At 67.5% G+C, this 15,106-nt stretch carries 14 protein-coding genes and 2 pseudogenes; 11 read left to right on the forward strand and 5 right to left on the reverse strand.

What is annotated here, in order from left to right; translation table 11 throughout:
- Positions 1 to 23 precede the first annotated feature (23 nt).
- Positions 24 to 1,334 (reverse strand): annotated as a pseudogene (locus tag G4G29_RS08785) (UDP-glucose/GDP-mannose dehydrogenase family protein).
- A 359-nt stretch (positions 1,335 to 1,693) separates the two neighbouring features.
- On the opposite strand from G4G29_RS08785, the gene G4G29_RS08790 reads away from it, so the two are divergent.
- From G4G29_RS08790 to G4G29_RS08810, 5 genes are all read left to right on the forward strand, one after another.
- Complete coding sequence (locus G4G29_RS08790; RefSeq protein WP_183152519.1) at positions 1,694 to 3,970, forward strand: polyribonucleotide nucleotidyltransferase; 2,277 nt, start codon at positions 1,694 to 1,696, stop codon at positions 3,968 to 3,970.
- A gap of 218 nt (positions 3,971 to 4,188) precedes the next feature.
- Complete coding sequence (locus G4G29_RS08795; protein WP_244632550.1) at positions 4,189 to 5,217, forward strand: aldo/keto reductase; 1,029 nt, start codon at positions 4,189 to 4,191, stop codon at positions 5,215 to 5,217.
- A 69-nt stretch (positions 5,218 to 5,286) separates the two neighbouring features.
- On the forward strand, positions 5,287 to 5,889 hold the full coding sequence (locus G4G29_RS08800; RefSeq protein WP_183152520.1) for a histidine phosphatase family protein: 603 nt from the start codon (positions 5,287 to 5,289) through the stop codon (positions 5,887 to 5,889).
- 151 nt (positions 5,890 to 6,040) lie between these two features.
- On the forward strand, positions 6,041 to 6,781 hold the full coding sequence (gene dapB / locus G4G29_RS08805; RefSeq protein WP_183152521.1) for a 4-hydroxy-tetrahydrodipicolinate reductase: 741 nt from the start codon (positions 6,041 to 6,043) through the stop codon (positions 6,779 to 6,781).
- Complete coding sequence (locus tag G4G29_RS08810) at positions 6,781 to 7,215, forward strand: hypothetical protein (protein WP_183152522.1); 435 nt, start codon at positions 6,781 to 6,783, stop codon at positions 7,213 to 7,215. Before dapB ends, G4G29_RS08810 begins: the two co-directional genes overlap by 1 nt.
- Before the next feature lie 14 nt (positions 7,216 to 7,229).
- Here the strand turns inward: G4G29_RS08810 and G4G29_RS08815 are convergent, their stop codons facing one another.
- From G4G29_RS08815 to G4G29_RS08825, 3 genes and pseudogenes are all read right to left on the reverse strand, one after another.
- A complete protein-coding gene (locus G4G29_RS08815; RefSeq protein WP_183152523.1) occupies positions 7,230 to 7,655 on the reverse strand; it encodes an OsmC family peroxiredoxin in 426 nt (141 codons plus the stop codon).
- An 83-nt stretch (positions 7,656 to 7,738) separates the two neighbouring features.
- Positions 7,739 to 8,310, reverse strand: a pseudogene (locus G4G29_RS08820) (DUF4395 family protein).
- Between the two features lie 21 nt (positions 8,311 to 8,331).
- Complete coding sequence (locus tag G4G29_RS08825; RefSeq protein WP_183152524.1) at positions 8,332 to 8,745, reverse strand: thioredoxin family protein; 414 nt, start codon at positions 8,743 to 8,745, stop codon at positions 8,332 to 8,334.
- A gap of 118 nt (positions 8,746 to 8,863) precedes the next feature.
- Between G4G29_RS08825 and G4G29_RS08830 the strand changes: the two genes are divergently transcribed.
- From G4G29_RS08830 to G4G29_RS08840, 3 genes are read left to right on the forward strand one after another with little or no spacing between them, the layout of a single operon-like run.
- Positions 8,864 to 9,673, forward strand: coding sequence for a thymidylate synthase (locus G4G29_RS08830; protein WP_183152525.1), 810 nt, complete (start codon positions 8,864 to 8,866; stop codon positions 9,671 to 9,673).
- Positions 9,670 to 10,146 carry a dihydrofolate reductase gene (locus tag G4G29_RS08835; RefSeq protein ID WP_183152526.1) on the forward strand — a complete coding sequence of 159 codons (477 nt, stop codon included), beginning with the start codon at positions 9,670 to 9,672 and terminating at the stop codon, positions 10,144 to 10,146. Before G4G29_RS08830 ends, G4G29_RS08835 begins: the two co-directional genes overlap by 4 nt.
- The gene (locus G4G29_RS08840) at positions 10,146 to 10,907 is read left to right on the forward strand and encodes an SDR family oxidoreductase (RefSeq protein WP_183152527.1); all 762 of its coding nucleotides are present in this window, start codon (positions 10,146 to 10,148) and stop codon (positions 10,905 to 10,907) included. Before G4G29_RS08835 ends, G4G29_RS08840 begins: the two co-directional genes overlap by 1 nt.
- 10 nt (positions 10,908 to 10,917) lie before the next feature.
- Here G4G29_RS08840 and G4G29_RS08845 read toward each other — a convergent pair whose 3' ends face one another.
- The gene (locus G4G29_RS08845) at positions 10,918 to 11,469 is read right to left on the reverse strand and encodes an NUDIX hydrolase (RefSeq protein WP_183152528.1); all 552 of its coding nucleotides are present in this window, start codon (positions 11,467 to 11,469) and stop codon (positions 10,918 to 10,920) included.
- A gap of 114 nt (positions 11,470 to 11,583) precedes the next feature.
- Between G4G29_RS08845 and dapA the strand changes: the two genes are divergently transcribed.
- The 3 genes from dapA to G4G29_RS08860 all read left to right on the forward strand — a co-directional run bounded on the left by dapA (position 11,584) and on the right by G4G29_RS08860 (position 15,095).
- On the forward strand, positions 11,584 to 12,561 hold the full coding sequence (gene dapA / locus G4G29_RS08850) for a 4-hydroxy-tetrahydrodipicolinate synthase (protein WP_183152529.1): 978 nt from the start codon (positions 11,584 to 11,586) through the stop codon (positions 12,559 to 12,561).
- Positions 12,562 to 12,614: 53 nt separating this feature from the next.
- Positions 12,615 to 14,291 carry a ribonuclease J gene (locus G4G29_RS08855; RefSeq protein WP_183152530.1) on the forward strand — a complete coding sequence of 559 codons (1,677 nt, stop codon included), beginning with the start codon at positions 12,615 to 12,617 and terminating at the stop codon, positions 14,289 to 14,291.
- 309 nt (positions 14,292 to 14,600) lie between these two features.
- On the forward strand, positions 14,601 to 15,095 hold the full coding sequence (locus G4G29_RS08860; RefSeq protein WP_183152531.1) for a GNAT family N-acetyltransferase: 495 nt from the start codon (positions 14,601 to 14,603) through the stop codon (positions 15,093 to 15,095).
- Positions 15,096 to 15,106: the final 11 nt, after the last annotated feature.

Below are 15,106 nucleotides of genomic sequence, written 5' to 3' on the forward strand. Positions count from 1 at the left end.
GCGACCGTCGCGGGCGATGCGGGTTACCGGCGACCCAGGCCGTGGTACTGCCAGCCCGCCGCACGCCAGGCGGTGGCGTCGAGGCAGTTGCGGCCGTCCACGACGACGCGGCCGCGCACCAGAGCACCCGCGTGCTCCGGCGAGAGGTCCCGGCGGTACTCATCCCATTCGGTCACGATGACGACCGCGTCGGCGTCGCGGAGAGCGTCATCCCGATCTCGCGCGTATCCGAGCTGCGGGTGCGCGGCTGACGCGTTGTCGATCGCGGCCGGGTCGGTGACGACGACATCCGCTCCCAGACCTCGCAGACGTACGGCCACGTCGAGAGCGGGGGAATCGCGGATGTCGTCGCTGAACGGTTTGAACGCGGCTCCGAGCACGGCGATCCGCCGCCCGAACACGAGCCCCCGAGCGCGTCGACCACGAGTCGGACGGCGCGTTCCCGTCGTCGCAGATTGATCGCGTCGACTTCACGGAGGAACCCGACCGCTTCGCCGCGGCCGAGTTCGTCGGCGCGTGCGGCGAAGGCGCGGATGTCTTTCGGGAGGCAGCCTCCGCCGAAGCCGATGCCCGCCCCGAGGTAGCGTCGCCCGATCCGGGTGTCGTATCCGAGAGCGTCCGCGAGGAGAGCGACGTCCGCGCCGGAGGCTTCGGCGATCTCCGCCATCGCGTTGATGAAAGAGATCTTCGTCGCGAGGAAGGCGTTGGCGGCCCCCTTCACGAGCTCGGCGGTGGCGAGGTCCGTCACGAGGAACGGGGCGCCGGCGTCGATGGCCTGAGCGTACGCATCGCGCAGCACGGCGACGGCCCGCTCGCCGTCAGCGTCCTGTTCCGCCCCCACGACGAGACGGTCGGGCGCGAGCGTGTCATGCACAGCCCAGCCCTCGCGCAGGAACTCCGGGTTCCAGACCAGCGTCGCTCCTGTGTCGATCACACGCGCGGCGAGCCGTGCCGCGGTGCCGACCGGGACGGTGGATTTGCCTGCGACGACATCGCCGGGCCTCAGGTGAGGGCGCAGGCCGTCGACGGCTGCCTCGACGAATCGGAGGTCGGCGGCGTGTCCACCCGACACCTGAGGAGTGCCGACTGCCAGGAAGTGCACATCCGCTCCCTCGGCGTCCGCCATCCGACTGCTGAACCTCAGCCGCCCCGAACCGAGCCCCCTCGGCCAGGAGTTCCGGCAGTCGGGGTTCGAAGAACGGCGCAGCGCCCGACGCCAGGGCGGCGATCTTCTGCTCGTCCACGTCGATGCCGACGACGTCGTGCCCGATCGAGGCCATCGCGGCGGCGTGCACGGCACCGAGGTACCCGCAGCCGATCACTGACATGCGCATGGACTCAGCAGAACCGATCACTCCCACCTGACGGCATCCGTCGGGTGAACGTCGTATGTCCGACGCATGTCCGGTCCACGATGCACGGCGCCACGAGGGAATCGCGGTCGGCGCTGGTAGGGTGGATGCGGTCGGCGTGTGCCGACCGCACAATTTCATATCGACTCATGGAGCGATCGGCGGAGAAGCTGGTCCCCTGTGGTGGGTTCCTCGGCACACGTCGGGTGGCTTTCTACTGGTGGCCAGCGCAGGCGAGATTCGCGGGAGTGCCCGCGCGCCCGAACCCTTCCGTTCCGCTCCTTTGAACACGCTCGCGCGTCATACGGACTCGCGAGTCTAAACAAAGAAGGAGAGACCTCTTGGAAGGTCCTGAAATCACCGCCACCGAGGCCGTTCTCGACAACGGCCGCTTCGGCACCCGCACCATCCGCTTCGAGACCGGCCGCCTCGCGCAGCAGGCTCAGGGCGCAGTCGCCGCGTATCTCGACGGCGAGACCATGCTCCTCTCGGCCACCAGCGCGGGCAAGCACCCGCGTGAGGGCTTCGACTTCTTCCCGCTGACGGTCGATGTCGAGGAGCGCTCCTACGCCGCCGGCAAGATCCCCGGCTCGTTCTTCCGTCGTGAGGGTCGTCCCTCCACCGAGGCGATCCTCGTCTGCCGTCTGATCGACCGTCCGCTGCGTCCGTCGTTCGTCGACGGCCTGCGCAACGAGGTCCAGATCGTCATCACCGTCCTCTCGATCGCACCGGGCGAGTTCTACGACGCTCTCGCGATCAACGCCGCTTCGGCGTCGACCCAGATCTCGGGTCTGCCGTTCTCGGGCCCGGTCGCCGGTGCGCGCCTCGCGTTCATCCCCGGTCATGGCGAGCACGCGGACCAGTGGGTCGCGTTCCCGACGGCCGAGCAGGTCGCAGATGCCGTGTTCGACCTGATCGTCGCCGGTCGCGTCGTCACCAAGGCCGATGGCACGGAAGACGTCGCCATCATGATGGTCGAGGCCGAGGCGACCGAGGGCAGCTGGAACCTCATCAAGGCTGGCGCCACCAAGCCGAACGAGGAGATCGTGGCCCAGGGTCTCGAGGCCTCGAAGCCGTTCATCGCTCAGCTGGTCAAGGCTCAGGCCGAGCTCGCCGCGACCGCGTCGAAGGAGCCGGGCGTCTACCCCGTCTTCCCGGCATACAGCGACGAGGTCTACAGCTTCGTGTCCGAGCGCGCGTTCGCCGAGCTCAGCGACGTCTACCAGATCGCCGACAAGGTCGAGCGTCAGACCGCTGACGACGCGATCAAGGACCGCGTCAAGGCCGAGCTCATCGAGGCCACCGAGGCGGGCTCGCTCCCGGCTGCGGCCCCGCTCGAGTTCTCCGCCGCGTACAAGTCCGTGACGAAGAAGATCGTCCGCGGCCGCATCCTCACCGAGGGTGCGCGCATCGACGGCCGCGGCCTGGCGGACATCCGTCCGCTGGACGCCGAGGTGCAGGTCATCCCGCGCGTGCACGGCTCCGCGATCTTCCAGCGCGGCGAGACCCAGATCCTGGGCATCACCACGCTGAACATGCTCAAGATGGAGCAGCAGATCGACTCGCTGTCGCCCACGACGAGCAAGCGCTACATGCACCACTACAACTTCCCGCCCTACTCGACCGGCGAGACCGGCCGTGTCGGTTCGCCGAAGCGTCGCGAGATCGGGCACGGCTTCCTCGCCGAGCGCGCCCTCGTGCCGGTGCTGCCGAGCCGCGAGGAGTTCCCGTACGCGATCCGTCAGGTCTCCGAGGCGCTCAGCTCCAACGGGTCCACCTCGATGGGCTCCGTCTGTGCGTCGACCCTCTCGTTGCTGAACGCCGGTGTGCCGCTGCGCGCACCCGTCGCCGGCATCGCGATGGGCCTCGTCTCGGACGAGGTCGACGGTGAGACCCGCTACGCGGCACTCACCGACATCCTCGGTGCGGAAGATGCTCTCGGCGACATGGACTTCAAGGTCGCGGGCACGAGCGAGTTCGTCACGGCGATCCAGCTCGACACCAAGCTCGACGGCATCCCGTCGTCGGTGCTCGCAGGTGCGCTGACCCAGGCACGTGAGGCTCGTCTGACGATCCTCAACGTCCTCAACGCCGCGATCGACGCTCCGGACGAGATGGCGCCGACCGCGCCGCGCGTCATCAGCGTGCAGATCCCGGTCGACAAGATCGGCGAGCTGATCGGCCCGAAGGGCAAGACGATCAACGCGATCCAGGACGAGACCGGTGCGCAGATCTCCATCGAGGAGGACGGCACCGTCTACATCGGCGCGACCGACGGCCCCTCGGCCGAGGCCGCCCGCGCCCAGGTCAATGCGATCGCCAACCCGACCAACCCGGAGGTCGGCGAGCAGTTCCTCGGCACCGTCGTGAAGATCGCGACCTTCGGCGCGTTCATCTCGCTGCTTCCGGGCAAGGACGGTCTGCTGCACGTCACCGAGGTGCGCAAGCTCGCCGGTGGCAAGCGTGTCGAGAACGTCGACGACGTCCTGTCGGTCGGTCAGAAGATCCTCGTGAAGATCACGAAGATCGACGACCGCGGCAAGCTGTCGCTCGAGCCCGTGATCGACGAGGCGCCCGCCGCCGAGTCCGCACCGGCGGAGGACACTGCCGCCGAGTAGTCTCGACGCTCGCACCGGAGCCCGGGTCCGTCCGTCTCGGACGGGCCCGGGCTTCGCCGTTCCGGTGTGATCAAATCGTTATCGGACGTTTCCGCGCCGTTCCCTGGATTGGTCAAGTCGTTCGGGGAAGTCGCTTACCCTCGAAGTACGCACCGGGGGGTGCAGGTCCAGCAGGTACGCAGGTCGGCACGCACCGATCGACGCGGGGGTGAGAGAGAATGCGGTTGTTCAGCGTAGGCGCGGGAGCGGACGCGGAGCGCGCCCCGCAGGGATCCGCCGAGCATCCGTCCGCGCCGATCCCCATCGTCGGACCCGGGATAGGAGAGACGATCCGCGTCCCTCTGGGAGAGACCGGATTCGAGACCTTTCCCCTGATGCTCGGTGCGGCCGAATTCGGCTGGAACGTCGACCTCGAGACGAGCCACGGCATCCTCGATCGCTATGTGGAGTTCGGCGGCAATGCCATTCACACCGCGGACGGTTTCTCCGGTGGTCGCAGCGAGCACATCATCGGACAGTGGCTGCGGTCTCGCGGACGACGCGACCGGGCGGTGCTGAGCGTCCGTATCGGCGCGCACGCCGACAACCCGGGGCTCGGCTCCGTGAACCTCGTGCGCGCGGTGGAGGGCTCGCTCACCAGACTCGGTGTCGAGCGCATCGACGTGCTGTACCTCGATGCCACCCTCGATGCGACGACGAACCTGGAAGACACGCTCGCGACAGTGGAGTGGTTGGCAGATGCCGGCAAGGTCGGGGCCGTCGGCGCCTACGGGCTCGCGCCGGAGCGACTCGTCGAGGCGCGGATCCTCGCCTCAGCGGGCTACCCGCGCATCCAGGTGATCGATGCGCCGTACAACCTCATCCGGCGTCAGCCGTTCGAGGGCGATCTGCGCCTGGTCGCCGGTGCGCAGAACCTCGCGGTGACCCCGTCGCATGCGCTCGAGCACGGATTCCTCTCCGGTCGGCATCGCAACAAGGCGCTCACATCGCGGGGTGTCCGCGGCGAGCAGCTCCGAGGGCACCTCAACCGGCGTGGGATCAAGATCCTGCGCGCGCTGGACCAGGTCGCGGAGGAACTCGCGGTTCCCGTCGCGGCCGTGTCGATCGCCTGGCTGCTGGCGCAGCGCACGATCGCCGCGCCGATCGTGAACGCCTTCGCCACCGATCATGTCGACGAGCTCATGCAGGGCGCGGGGGTGTCGCTGTCGCGCAGCCACCTCGCCGAGCTCACCCGGGCCGGTAACTGAGCTTCCCTCCGCCCGTGACATAGGGTGGGAAGGAGGCCCGGCGAATGCTGGCGATGAAGCGAGCGAGTTGTGACGCACTACATATATCTGGTCAGACACGGTGAACATCAAGATGCGGAGCACGGTCTCGCCGATGGACCCCTCTCTCCCCGAGGACAGCGGCAGGCCGAGCTGATCGCCGATCGGCTGTCCGGGCTTCCCCTCGATGCTGTCTGGCATTCGCCGCTGCTGCGGGCGAACGAGACGGCCAGGGCGATCGCCGCTCGTCTTCCCTCGGTGGACCCTGAGCCCACCGCGTTGCTGTTCGACTGCGTGCCGACCGGCATGACGGAAGATACTCCCGCGGTGTTCGAGCCGTTCTTCGGATCCGTCACCGAGGCGGAGATCGAGGCGGGGCGGGCGCAGATGTCGGACGCGGTCAACGAGTTCCTCGTCCGCAAGACCGGGGATGTGCATGAGGTGCTCATCACACACAACTTCGTGATCTCGTGGTTCGTCCGCGAGGTGCTCGCGGCTCCGGAGTGGCGATGGATGACGTTGAACCAGTCGCATTGCGGCCTCACGGTCATCGCGCAGAAGCAGGGGCGACCGTGGACTCTCCTCACCCATAACGACACCGGTCACCTCCCCGTGGAGTTGCGCACCGGCATCCCCGACGCGCTCCTGGTCTGAGGCGGTACTCGAAGCGGTGCGCGCGGACAGCGCTGTGCTGCGGTCCGTGCGCGTGACGTGCCGTGCCCGAGCGGGCACGGCTCTCAGGGAAACCGCAGCGCAGCCCGCGCGCCCCGGCCGGACCCCGCCGACGTCGAAATAGACTGGATGCATGACCACGCAGGTAGCCCTCGTCGGCGGAACCGGGAAGCTCGGCACGATCATCGGCGCGGTGATCGATGAGCTCGACGGCTTCGAGGTGAGTCGCGTGCTGACCTCGTCCAGCGATCTCTCCGAGCTCGACGGGGTGGACCTGGTGGTCGACGCGTCGACGCCGCAGGTGAGCATCGAGGTCGTGCGTGCTGCCGTCGAGCGCGGTATCAACGTCCTGGTCGCGACCTCGGGATGGTCGGCTGAGCGGATCGCGCTCGTGCGCCCTCTCGTCGAGGCCGCGGGCACCGGTGCGGTCTTCATCCCCAACTTCTCGTTGGGCTCGGTGCTCGGCTCGGCATTGGCTGCTGCGGCGGCCCCGTTCTTCGGGTCGGCGGAGATCATCGAGGCGCACCGCGAGACCAAGATCGACTCTCCGAGCGGAACCGCCGTGCGGACGGCAGAGCTGATCGCCGCCGCTCGGGCGGAGAACGGGCCCGTCAGCGCGCCGCACGCGGACCAACGCGCGCGTGGACAGCAGGTCGGCAGCGTCCCGATCCACTCGCTGCGGCGGCCAGGCGTGGTCGCGAAGCAGGAGGTCATCCTGTCCGGTCCCGGCGAGTCGCTCACCTTCACCCACGACACCACCGACTCTGCGCTGGCGTACGCACCCGGAATCCGGCTCGCCGTGCCCTTCGCCCTCAACGCGACCGGCGTGGTCGTGGGCCTCGAGCACATGATCGACATCGGCATCCGGTCGTGATGTCGCGCATCGGCGTCGGCCTGATGGCCGCGGCGCTGCTCGTCTACCTCGCTGTCGCCATCTGGCTCGCGGTGATGTTCATCTCCGTCGGCACCCCCGTGTCGATCGGGATGGGGATCACGCTCCTCGTGCTGGCGCCGATCGGAGCATGGGCGCTCGTCAGGGAGATGATGTTCGGCTTCGGAGCTGACCGGCTCGGACGCCTTCTCGATGCCGAAGGCGGCATGCCCCCGGTCGAGACGGAACTCACGCCGAGTGGGCGGATCGCTCGCGCCGACGCGGATCCGCTCATCGCTCGGTACGCGGCGGAAGCCGAGTCGGCCGACGACGACTGGCGCGCGCGCTACCGGCTGGGCGTCGTCCAGGATGCTGCCGGCCGCCGGAAGGACGCCAGGGCCAGCATTCGTGAGGCGATCCGTCTCGCTCGTCGCTGACCCTGACGGGCGGCTCAGGCGAGTGTCGCCTCGAGGGTGATCTCGATGCCTGCGAGCGCCTGAGAGACCGGGCAACCGGTCTTGGCGCCGTTCGCGATCTCCTGGAACGCCTCGGGCGTCAGGTTCGGAACGCTCGCGTTGACATTGAGGTGGCTTCCGGTGATGCCGACTCCGGGCTTGAACGTGACCGATGCGGTCGTGTTGACGCGCTCCGGCGGAGTGCCGTTCTCTGCGAGGGCGTGCGAGAGCGCCATGCTGAAGCAGGACGCGTGGGCTGCCGCGATGAGTTCCTCCGGCGTGGTGGTGGTGTCGCTGCCCTCGCTACGCGCCTTCCAATTGAGGGGGAAGGTGCCGAGATGCGACGACGAGAACGCCACGGTGCCCGACCCTTCCATGAGCGATCCGGTCCACGTGCTGGCGGCTTCGCTGGTGACGGGCATGATTCCTCCGGTTCTCGCGCTGCGGGGCTGCGGCGTCGACTCGTGGTCAGCCTATCGAGCGCTCCGACGCGGGGGAACAGCGGTCAGGACGCTGCAGCTTCGCGTCCGACGACCCCGACACGCTGCAGCAGGAGGTACAGCTGGCAGCCGAGGCAGAAAGCGAAGGCCGCATTGAGGAAGGCCGCGATGAAGGCCGCAGCCGTCGCGATCGGGAGTGCCCAGGGAACGCCGAGAGCATGCAGCACGAGTCCGATCGTGACGACGAAGAGTCCGACCCCTTGCGAGAACCGAGGCGGTCGTGGATCCTCCAGCTCGGACGGCGGAGCGAGCCGGGGCGCACCGCAGTGCGGAACAGGGCGCTCCACGGGGCGGTGCGGGGCGATACGACACCCCACAGGAAGAGCAGCGCGATGATCACCGTGAGCAGGAACCCGGGGTCGAGGACACGTTCGGCGAACCCCGCAGAGGGGAGGGCCCAGGTCCTCCCGGCGACGAATGCGAAGTCCGAGGAGGGAGTGATCGCGAACCAGCTTCCGGGGACCTGCGCGGTCGAGATCCCGATCAGCCCGAGGAAGGTCGCCAGGAGCAGGAGGACGGCCGTGACGGTGGCGGCGAAGCGTGGGCCTCGGGGGTCGATGCCTGCGGGCGTGCTCATTTGTGCTCCAGACTTTCGGGCTCAGACGGTGGCCAGGGCGTCGGCGAGGGCATGGCGGTGCGGCACGCCGTGGAAGCGCGCGCGGACGGCGCCTGAGCTGTCGATGACGAACGTCGTCGGTGTCTGCAACACCTTGTAGCGGGCGGAGAGATCAGGACGATGCGTCAGATCGATCTCCACGTGACGGAGTCCTTCGTGGTCGGAGGCGTAACCGTCGAGCAGCCGGCGTACCTGCGGGCACCGCGCGCACATCTCGGTGCTGAACTGCACGAGGGTGGCCCTGTCGCCGAACTCCGCTGTGGCGGCATCCGCCGGATCGAAGTGGAGCGCGCCGCCATCGCGCCGTCGTCCGTCGCGCCGGCGCAGCACGATACCGATGGTCGTCGCGAGCACGAGGAGTGCTGCGGCGAGCCCCAGGGCGAGCGTGGGCGACATAGAGCGAGAATATGCCGTGCGAAGAAGGCTGCGGGCCGATGTTTCACACCATGACGGACGTGCCGGGAGCCAGAGCGGCTCCGCCCGAGACGCGGATGGTCGCGGTATCGTGGCTGTCATGAGCGAAGCCGTCCCGACGCCGTATGAAGACCTGCTCCGCGATGTCCTGGAGACCGGCACGCATAAGTCCGATCGCACGGGTACCGGCACCACGAGCGTCTTCGGTCGGCAGATCCGCTTCGACCTTTCGAAGGGCTTCCCCCTCATCACCACGAAGCGTGTGCATTTCAAGTCGATCGCCTACGAGCTGCTCTGGTTCCTGCGGGGCGACTCGAACGTCGGGTGGTTGCGCGAGAACGGCGTCACGATCTGGGACGAATGGGCTGACGAATCCGGCGACCTCGGTCCGGTCTACGGGGTCCAGTGGCGGTCCTGGCCGAAGCCCGACGGCGGGAGCATCGATCAACTGTCCGAGGTGATCGAGCAGATCCGACGCTCTCCGGACTCGCGGCGATTGATCGTCTCGGCGTGGAACCCGGCGGAGATCCCCGACATGGCTCTCGCGCCCTGCCACGCGTTGTTCCAGTTCTACGTCGCCGACGGCAAGCTCTCCTGCCAGCTGTACCAGCGCAGCGCCGACATGTTCCTCGGTGTCCCGTTCAACATCGCCTCCTACGCGCTGCTCACGAAGATGATCGCGCAGCAGGTCGGACTCGAACCGGGTGACTTCGTGTGGACCGGCGGAGACTGCCACATCTACGACAACCACGTGGAGCAGGTGCGTGAGCAGCTCAGCCGCGACCCGTACGACTACCCGACGCTGAGTTTCGCCAGGAAGCCGGACTCGATCTTCGATTACCGCTACGACGACTTCGTCGTGTCGGACTATCAGCATCACGCCCCGATCCGCGCAGCGGTGGCCGTATGACGTGGGTCGGGCTGATCTGGGCGGAGGCGCGCGGCGGCGTGATCGGCGCCGAGGGCGGAATGCCCTGGCACGTCCCCGAGGACCTCGCGCATTTCAAGGAAGTGACCCTCGGAGCGCCGGTGGTGATGGGCCGCAAGACCTGGGATTCGCTTCCTGAGCGCTTCCGCCCGCTCGCCGGTCGAGACAACATCGTGGTCACCCGGCAACAGGACTGGTCCGAGAAGGGTGCGCGTCGGGCAGCGACGGTCGCCGAAGCCGTGCGCGGACTCGACAGGGTCTGGGTCATCGGCGGAGCGGAGATCTTCCGACAGGTGATCGGCGACGCCGATCGGCTCGAGGTCACCGAGCTCGACCTTCAGGTCGCCGGAGACACCTACGCGCCGCCGAAGACCGGCTGGCGCCTCGTCGACGAGGGGGAGTGGCACACATCTCGCTCCGACATCCGCTATCGCTTCCTCGGATACGAGCGCTGATGCCCACTGCGCTGATCACCGGGGCCAGTGCCGGATTGGGCGCCGAGTTCGCTCGTCAACTCGCGCGACGTCGCGCCGATCTCATCCTCGTCGCCCGCTCTGCGGGTCCGCTGGAGGAGCTCGCCGCCGAGTTGCGTCGTGAATACGGTGTCGCCGTCGAGGTCCTCCCTGCGGATCTCGCGGAGGTCGGCGATGTCGAGAAGGTCGCCGCGCGGCTCCGTGATGTCTCGGATCCCGTCGATCTGCTCGTCAACAATGCCGGCTTCGGGTTGCCGCTGCAGTTCGCAGACAACGACCTCGAAGATGAGGTGAGGCACCTCCGCGTGCACGTCGAAGCCTCCATGCGTCTCATGCACGCCGCGCTCCAGTCCATGCGAGGGCGAGGCGGGCGCATCATCAACGTGGCTTCGGTGGCCGGCTTCATCTCGCGATCGACCTACTCGGCCTGCAAAGCCTGGCTGATCGGCTTCAGCCGGTGGGCGAACGCCGAGTACAGCAGTGACAGGGTCTCGGTGACCGCACTGTGCCCGGGTTTCACACACACGACGTTCCACGAGCGCATGGGGCTGGCTGTGGGGCAGGAAGGCGTGCCGAGCATCATGTGGTTGGACGCGCACGACGTCGTGCGCACCGGGCTGCGCGATGCCGCCCGTGGTAAGGCGGTGTCGGTGCCGTCGGTGCGCTACAAGGTGATCGTTGCTGTGGCCCGCTTCTTGCCGAGCTCGCTCACCTCGCGCGTGGCAAGGCGAGGTCGCGTCTGAGACGCAGGTCTCAATGGAACCTGCCGAGCGCGATGCCCGCCATCGCGACCGCGGCGATGGTCTCGCCGTCGGTGACGTCACCCGCCGCGATCATCCTGAGCACCTGTTCGAAGGGTACCCAGGAGACCGCCTGGATACCCTCTTCGGCTTGAGTCGCGGCGGCGTCCTCGGAGGCGGCGAGTGCCCGGACGCCGCGTGCGAGGAACACATGCTCACGCGCCTCGGCGATCCCGTTCAATGCGTACATGGAGCCGAGCGACGTCCAGTCGTCCGCCTCGTACCCGGTCTCCTCGCGCAGTTCCCGCTTCGCCGCCGCGAGCGGGTCTTCGCCGTCGCTGCCCCCAGCCGGGATCTCCGTGCTGACGCCCACCGTGTATCTGTCGATCGTGACCAGGCACATACGGTCTTGGTCATCCACCGCGACGATGAACACGGCTGGATGCCAGGTGGCGACGACGCCATAGATGCCATCGGCGCCGTTCGGACCCGAGACGGCGTCCTCACGCACCCGGATCCAGGCGTTCTCGTACTTCGACTCGGTACGGTGCGTGACCCATCCCATCCCCCGAGCGTATGCCGAGCCGCGCCGGCACTCGGCACGGAGGACGCATCGTCGACGTGACCGGACGAGTCACCGCGTCCGCATGAGCGGTATCCGACCAGATACGCTGGGAACATGACGCACTCGGGCAACCCTTTCGGACAGGTCCTCGTCGCGCTCGTCACTCCGATGACGGCCGACGGCGAAGTCGACTGGCCCGCCGTCGAGAAGCACATCGATGACGTGATCACCGCAGGCGCGGACGGCATCGTCGTGACGGGAACGACCGGCGAGACGTCGACACTGACGGACCCCGAGAAGCTCAAGCTCGTCGAGGTCGGCAAGTCCGTCGCTGCGGGCCGTGCCAAGATCATCACCGGCGGCGGCTCCAACGAGACGGCGCATGCGATCGAGCTGTACAAGGCCAGTGAGAAGGCCGGCGCTGACGGCATCATGATCGTCACGCCCTATTACAACAAGCCGACGCAGGCGGGTATCCTCACGCATTTCCGCCTGGTCGCGGACGCGACGGACCTCCCGGTGATCCTCTACGATATTCCCGGCCGCACGGGGGTGCCGATCAAGTACGAGACGATCCTCCGGCTCGCGAAGCACCCGAACATCCTCGCGGTGAAGGACGCCAAGGGCGACTTCTCGGAGGTCAGCCGCGTACTCAACCAGACCGATCTGATGTACTTCTCGGGCGACGACGCGAATGTGCTGCCGCACCTCGCGATCGGAGCCGCAGGCCTCATCGGCGTCACCGCGAACGTGGCTGCTGCGCCGTACCGCACGATCATCGACGCGGTCAACGCGGGCGACCTCACCACGGCCACCGCGGAGCACAAGCGCCTCGAGCCCCTGGTGCGCGCGGTGATGACGCACGTGCCGGGAACCGTGGCAGCGAAGTACATCCTGCACGGGCTCGGACGCATCTCGAGTCCGCGTGTGCGCCTTCCCCTCGTCGGCCCGGAGGAGTGGGAGGCCGCGCTCATCGAGGATGAGCTCGATCTCGTCAAAGACGTCCCCGGTGCCGATTTCTCGAACTTCCGACCCGACCGCAATGCGGCTGCGGGTGGTGCCCTGCCGAAGGTGCACGGCACGACGCGCTGAGACGCGTCACCATGAACGAACGGACGCGCGGAGTGTCCGACTGAGGAGACAGCATGTCCATTCCCCTGGTAGCACCGGCCGCTCTCGACGAAGGGACGCTGCGGGTCATCCCGATCGGCGGTCTCGGCGAGATCGGTCGGAACATGACGATGTTCGAGTACGGCGGCAAGATCCTGATCGTCGACTGCGGCGTCCTCTTCCCGGAGGAGCATCAGCCGGGCGTGGACCTGATCCTCCCCGATTTCGAACCGATCCGCGACCGACTCGACGACATCGTCGGGGTGGTGCTCACGCACGGACACGAAGATCACATCGGTGCCGTCCCGTACCTGTTGCGCCTGAAGAGCGATATCCCTTTGATCGGCTCCGGCCTCACGCTCGCGCTGGTCGAGGCGAAGCTCAAGGAGCACCGCATCAAGGCCTTCACGCTGACGGTCAGAGAGGGCCAGGAGGAGCGGGTCGGACCGTTCGACCTGGAGTTCGTCGCGGTCAACCACTCGATCCCCGACGCACTGGCCGTCGCGATCCGCACCCCTGCGGGCATGGTTCTCGCGACGGGCGACTTCAAGATGGATCAGCTGCCTCTGGACGGACGGATCACCGATCTGCGGGCATTCTCACGGCTCGGTGAAGAGGGCGTCGACCTCTTCCTGGTCGACTCGACCAACGCCGACGTCCCCGGCTTCACCCCGACCGAGCGCTCGATCGGCCCCGTGCTCGATCAGGTGATCGGCAAGGCGCCCCGCCGCGTCATCGTCGCGAGCTTCTCCAGCCACGTGCACCGCGTGCAGCAGGTGATCGATGCGGCCGCCGCACATGGTCGTCGCGTCGCTTTCCTCGGTCGGAGCATGGTCCGCAACATGACGATCGCGGAGCAGCTGGGCTACCTGAAGGTGCCCGACGGCGTCCTCATCGACTTCAAGAAGGCGCGCGACCTGCCCGACGAGCAGATCGTCTACATGTCGACCGGTTCTCAGGGAGAGCCGATGGCTGTCCTCAGCCGTATGGCGAACATGGACCACGCGATCGAGGTCAGCGAAGGGGACACCGTGATCCTCGCTTCGAGCCTGATCCCCGGCAACGAGAACGCCGTGTATCGCGTCATCGACGGACTCACCAAGCTCGGCGCGAACGTGGTGCACAAGGCCAACGCTCGCGTGCATGTCTCCGGCCACGCGGCGGCGGGTGAACTGCTCTACTGCTACAACATCCTGAAGCCGAAGAACGTCTTGCCGGTGCACGGCGAGTACCGGCACCTGATCGCGAACGCCAAGCTCGCGCAGGACACGGGCATCCCGGAGGACAACACGTTGATGGCCTCGAACGGTACCGTGATCGACCTCAAGGACGGCGTCGCGCGGGTCACGGGTCAGCTCGACCTCGGGTTCGTGTACGTGGATGGATCGACGGTCGGCGAGATCACCGACGCGGACCTCAAGGACCGACGGATCCTGGGGGAGGAGGGGTTCATCTCCGTGATCGTGGTCGTCGACGCGGCCACCGGTCGTATCATCTCCGGCCCCGAGATCCACGCGCGCGGCGTGGCGGAGGACGACGCGGTGTTCGACGATGTCACGCCCAAGATCGTGGCGGCGCTCAAGGAGGCATCCGGGAACGGCGTCCGAGACACCCATGCCCTGTCGCAGATCGTGCGACGGACGATCGGCCGGTGGGTGAACCAGCGTCTGCGTCGTCGTCCGATGATCGTCCCGCTTGTGATCGAGGCGTAGCAGCAGACACGACCGAGGGCTCTCGGTGAGACCATCCGGTCTCGCCGAGAGCCCTCGATCGTCATGTGGCGAGGGAGGCTGCGGTCAGTAGCCGGTGGACGATCCGCCCGTCGATCCGCCGGTCGACCCACCGCCGAAGCCGCAGAAGCAGTTGAAGAGCGCCTGGATGAAGTAGAAACAGCAGAACATCTTTCCTCCTGATATGTAACATGTTACGTGGACGAGGCCAACTATACCCAAGTGCGACTGCCTTCGGTACTCACGGCTGCCCGACATGGAGACGTAACACCCGGGTCCTAGGCTCTCGTCATGGACAGGGGATTCGCCCTTCGCAGGGCGGCGCAGACCGATGCGGGGTTCCTCGGCGACATGCTCGTGGAGGCGGCGAACTGGCGTGCCGGCGGAGTGCGTCCACGACATGAAGTGCTGATGTCTCCGGAACATCGGAGATATCTCGCGGGGTGGAAGCGAGCGGCGGATGACGGTCTCGTGGCGACGGAGACCGACGGCCTTCCGGTCGGCGCGGCGTGGTATCGGATGCTCCCGCAGAACGCGCCAGGACTCGGGTTCGTCGGCGTCGCGGTACCCGAGCTGATCATCGGCGTGCATCCGCTCTGGCGGGCACGCGGAGTCGGTCGTTCGCTCTTGCGCGGCCTCATTCAGCTCGCCGCATCGCAGGGGCACGCGCGGATCAGTCTGAGCGTCGAGCGCGACAACTTCGCCCGCAACTTGTATCGTGCCGAGGGATTCGCCGTGGTGGCGGAAGGCGCAAGGCGCGACACCATGGCGCGTCGCACGGCCTGATCGACCGCGTC

The organism is Microbacterium sp. Se63.02b (assembly GCF_014171575.1).
Lineage (GTDB): Bacteria > Actinomycetota > Actinomycetes > Actinomycetales > Microbacteriaceae > Microbacterium.

What these genes read in the sequence shown, in the direction of transcription:
- G4G29_RS08795 (WP_244632550.1), top strand. Translation starts at nt 4,189, where the DNA reads ATGCGGTTGTTCAGCGTAGGCGCGGGAGCGGACGCGGAGCGCGCCCCG.
- dapB (WP_183152521.1), top strand. Translation starts at nt 6,041, where the DNA reads ATGACCACGCAGGTAGCCCTCGTCGGCGGAACCGGGAAGCTCGGCACG.
- G4G29_RS08810 (WP_183152522.1), top strand. Translation starts at nt 6,781, where the DNA reads ATGTCGCGCATCGGCGTCGGCCTGATGGCCGCGGCGCTGCTCGTCTAC.
- G4G29_RS08815 (WP_183152523.1), bottom strand. Translation starts at nt 7,655, where the DNA reads ATGCCCGTCACCAGCGAAGCCGCCAGCACGTGGACCGGATCGCTCATG.
- G4G29_RS08825 (WP_183152524.1), bottom strand. Translation starts at nt 8,745, where the DNA reads ATGTCGCCCACGCTCGCCCTGGGGCTCGCCGCAGCACTCCTCGTGCTC.
- G4G29_RS08830 (WP_183152525.1), top strand. Translation starts at nt 8,864, where the DNA reads ATGAGCGAAGCCGTCCCGACGCCGTATGAAGACCTGCTCCGCGATGTC.
- G4G29_RS08835 (WP_183152526.1), top strand. Translation starts at nt 9,670, where the DNA reads ATGACGTGGGTCGGGCTGATCTGGGCGGAGGCGCGCGGCGGCGTGATC.
- G4G29_RS08840 (WP_183152527.1), top strand. Translation starts at nt 10,146, where the DNA reads ATGCCCACTGCGCTGATCACCGGGGCCAGTGCCGGATTGGGCGCCGAG.
- G4G29_RS08845 (WP_183152528.1), bottom strand. Translation starts at nt 11,469, where the DNA reads ATGGGATGGGTCACGCACCGTACCGAGTCGAAGTACGAGAACGCCTGG.
- dapA (WP_183152529.1), top strand. Translation starts at nt 11,584, where the DNA reads ATGACGCACTCGGGCAACCCTTTCGGACAGGTCCTCGTCGCGCTCGTC.
- G4G29_RS08855 (WP_183152530.1), top strand. Translation starts at nt 12,615, where the DNA reads ATGTCCATTCCCCTGGTAGCACCGGCCGCTCTCGACGAAGGGACGCTG.
- G4G29_RS08860 (WP_183152531.1), top strand. Translation starts at nt 14,601, where the DNA reads ATGGACAGGGGATTCGCCCTTCGCAGGGCGGCGCAGACCGATGCGGGG.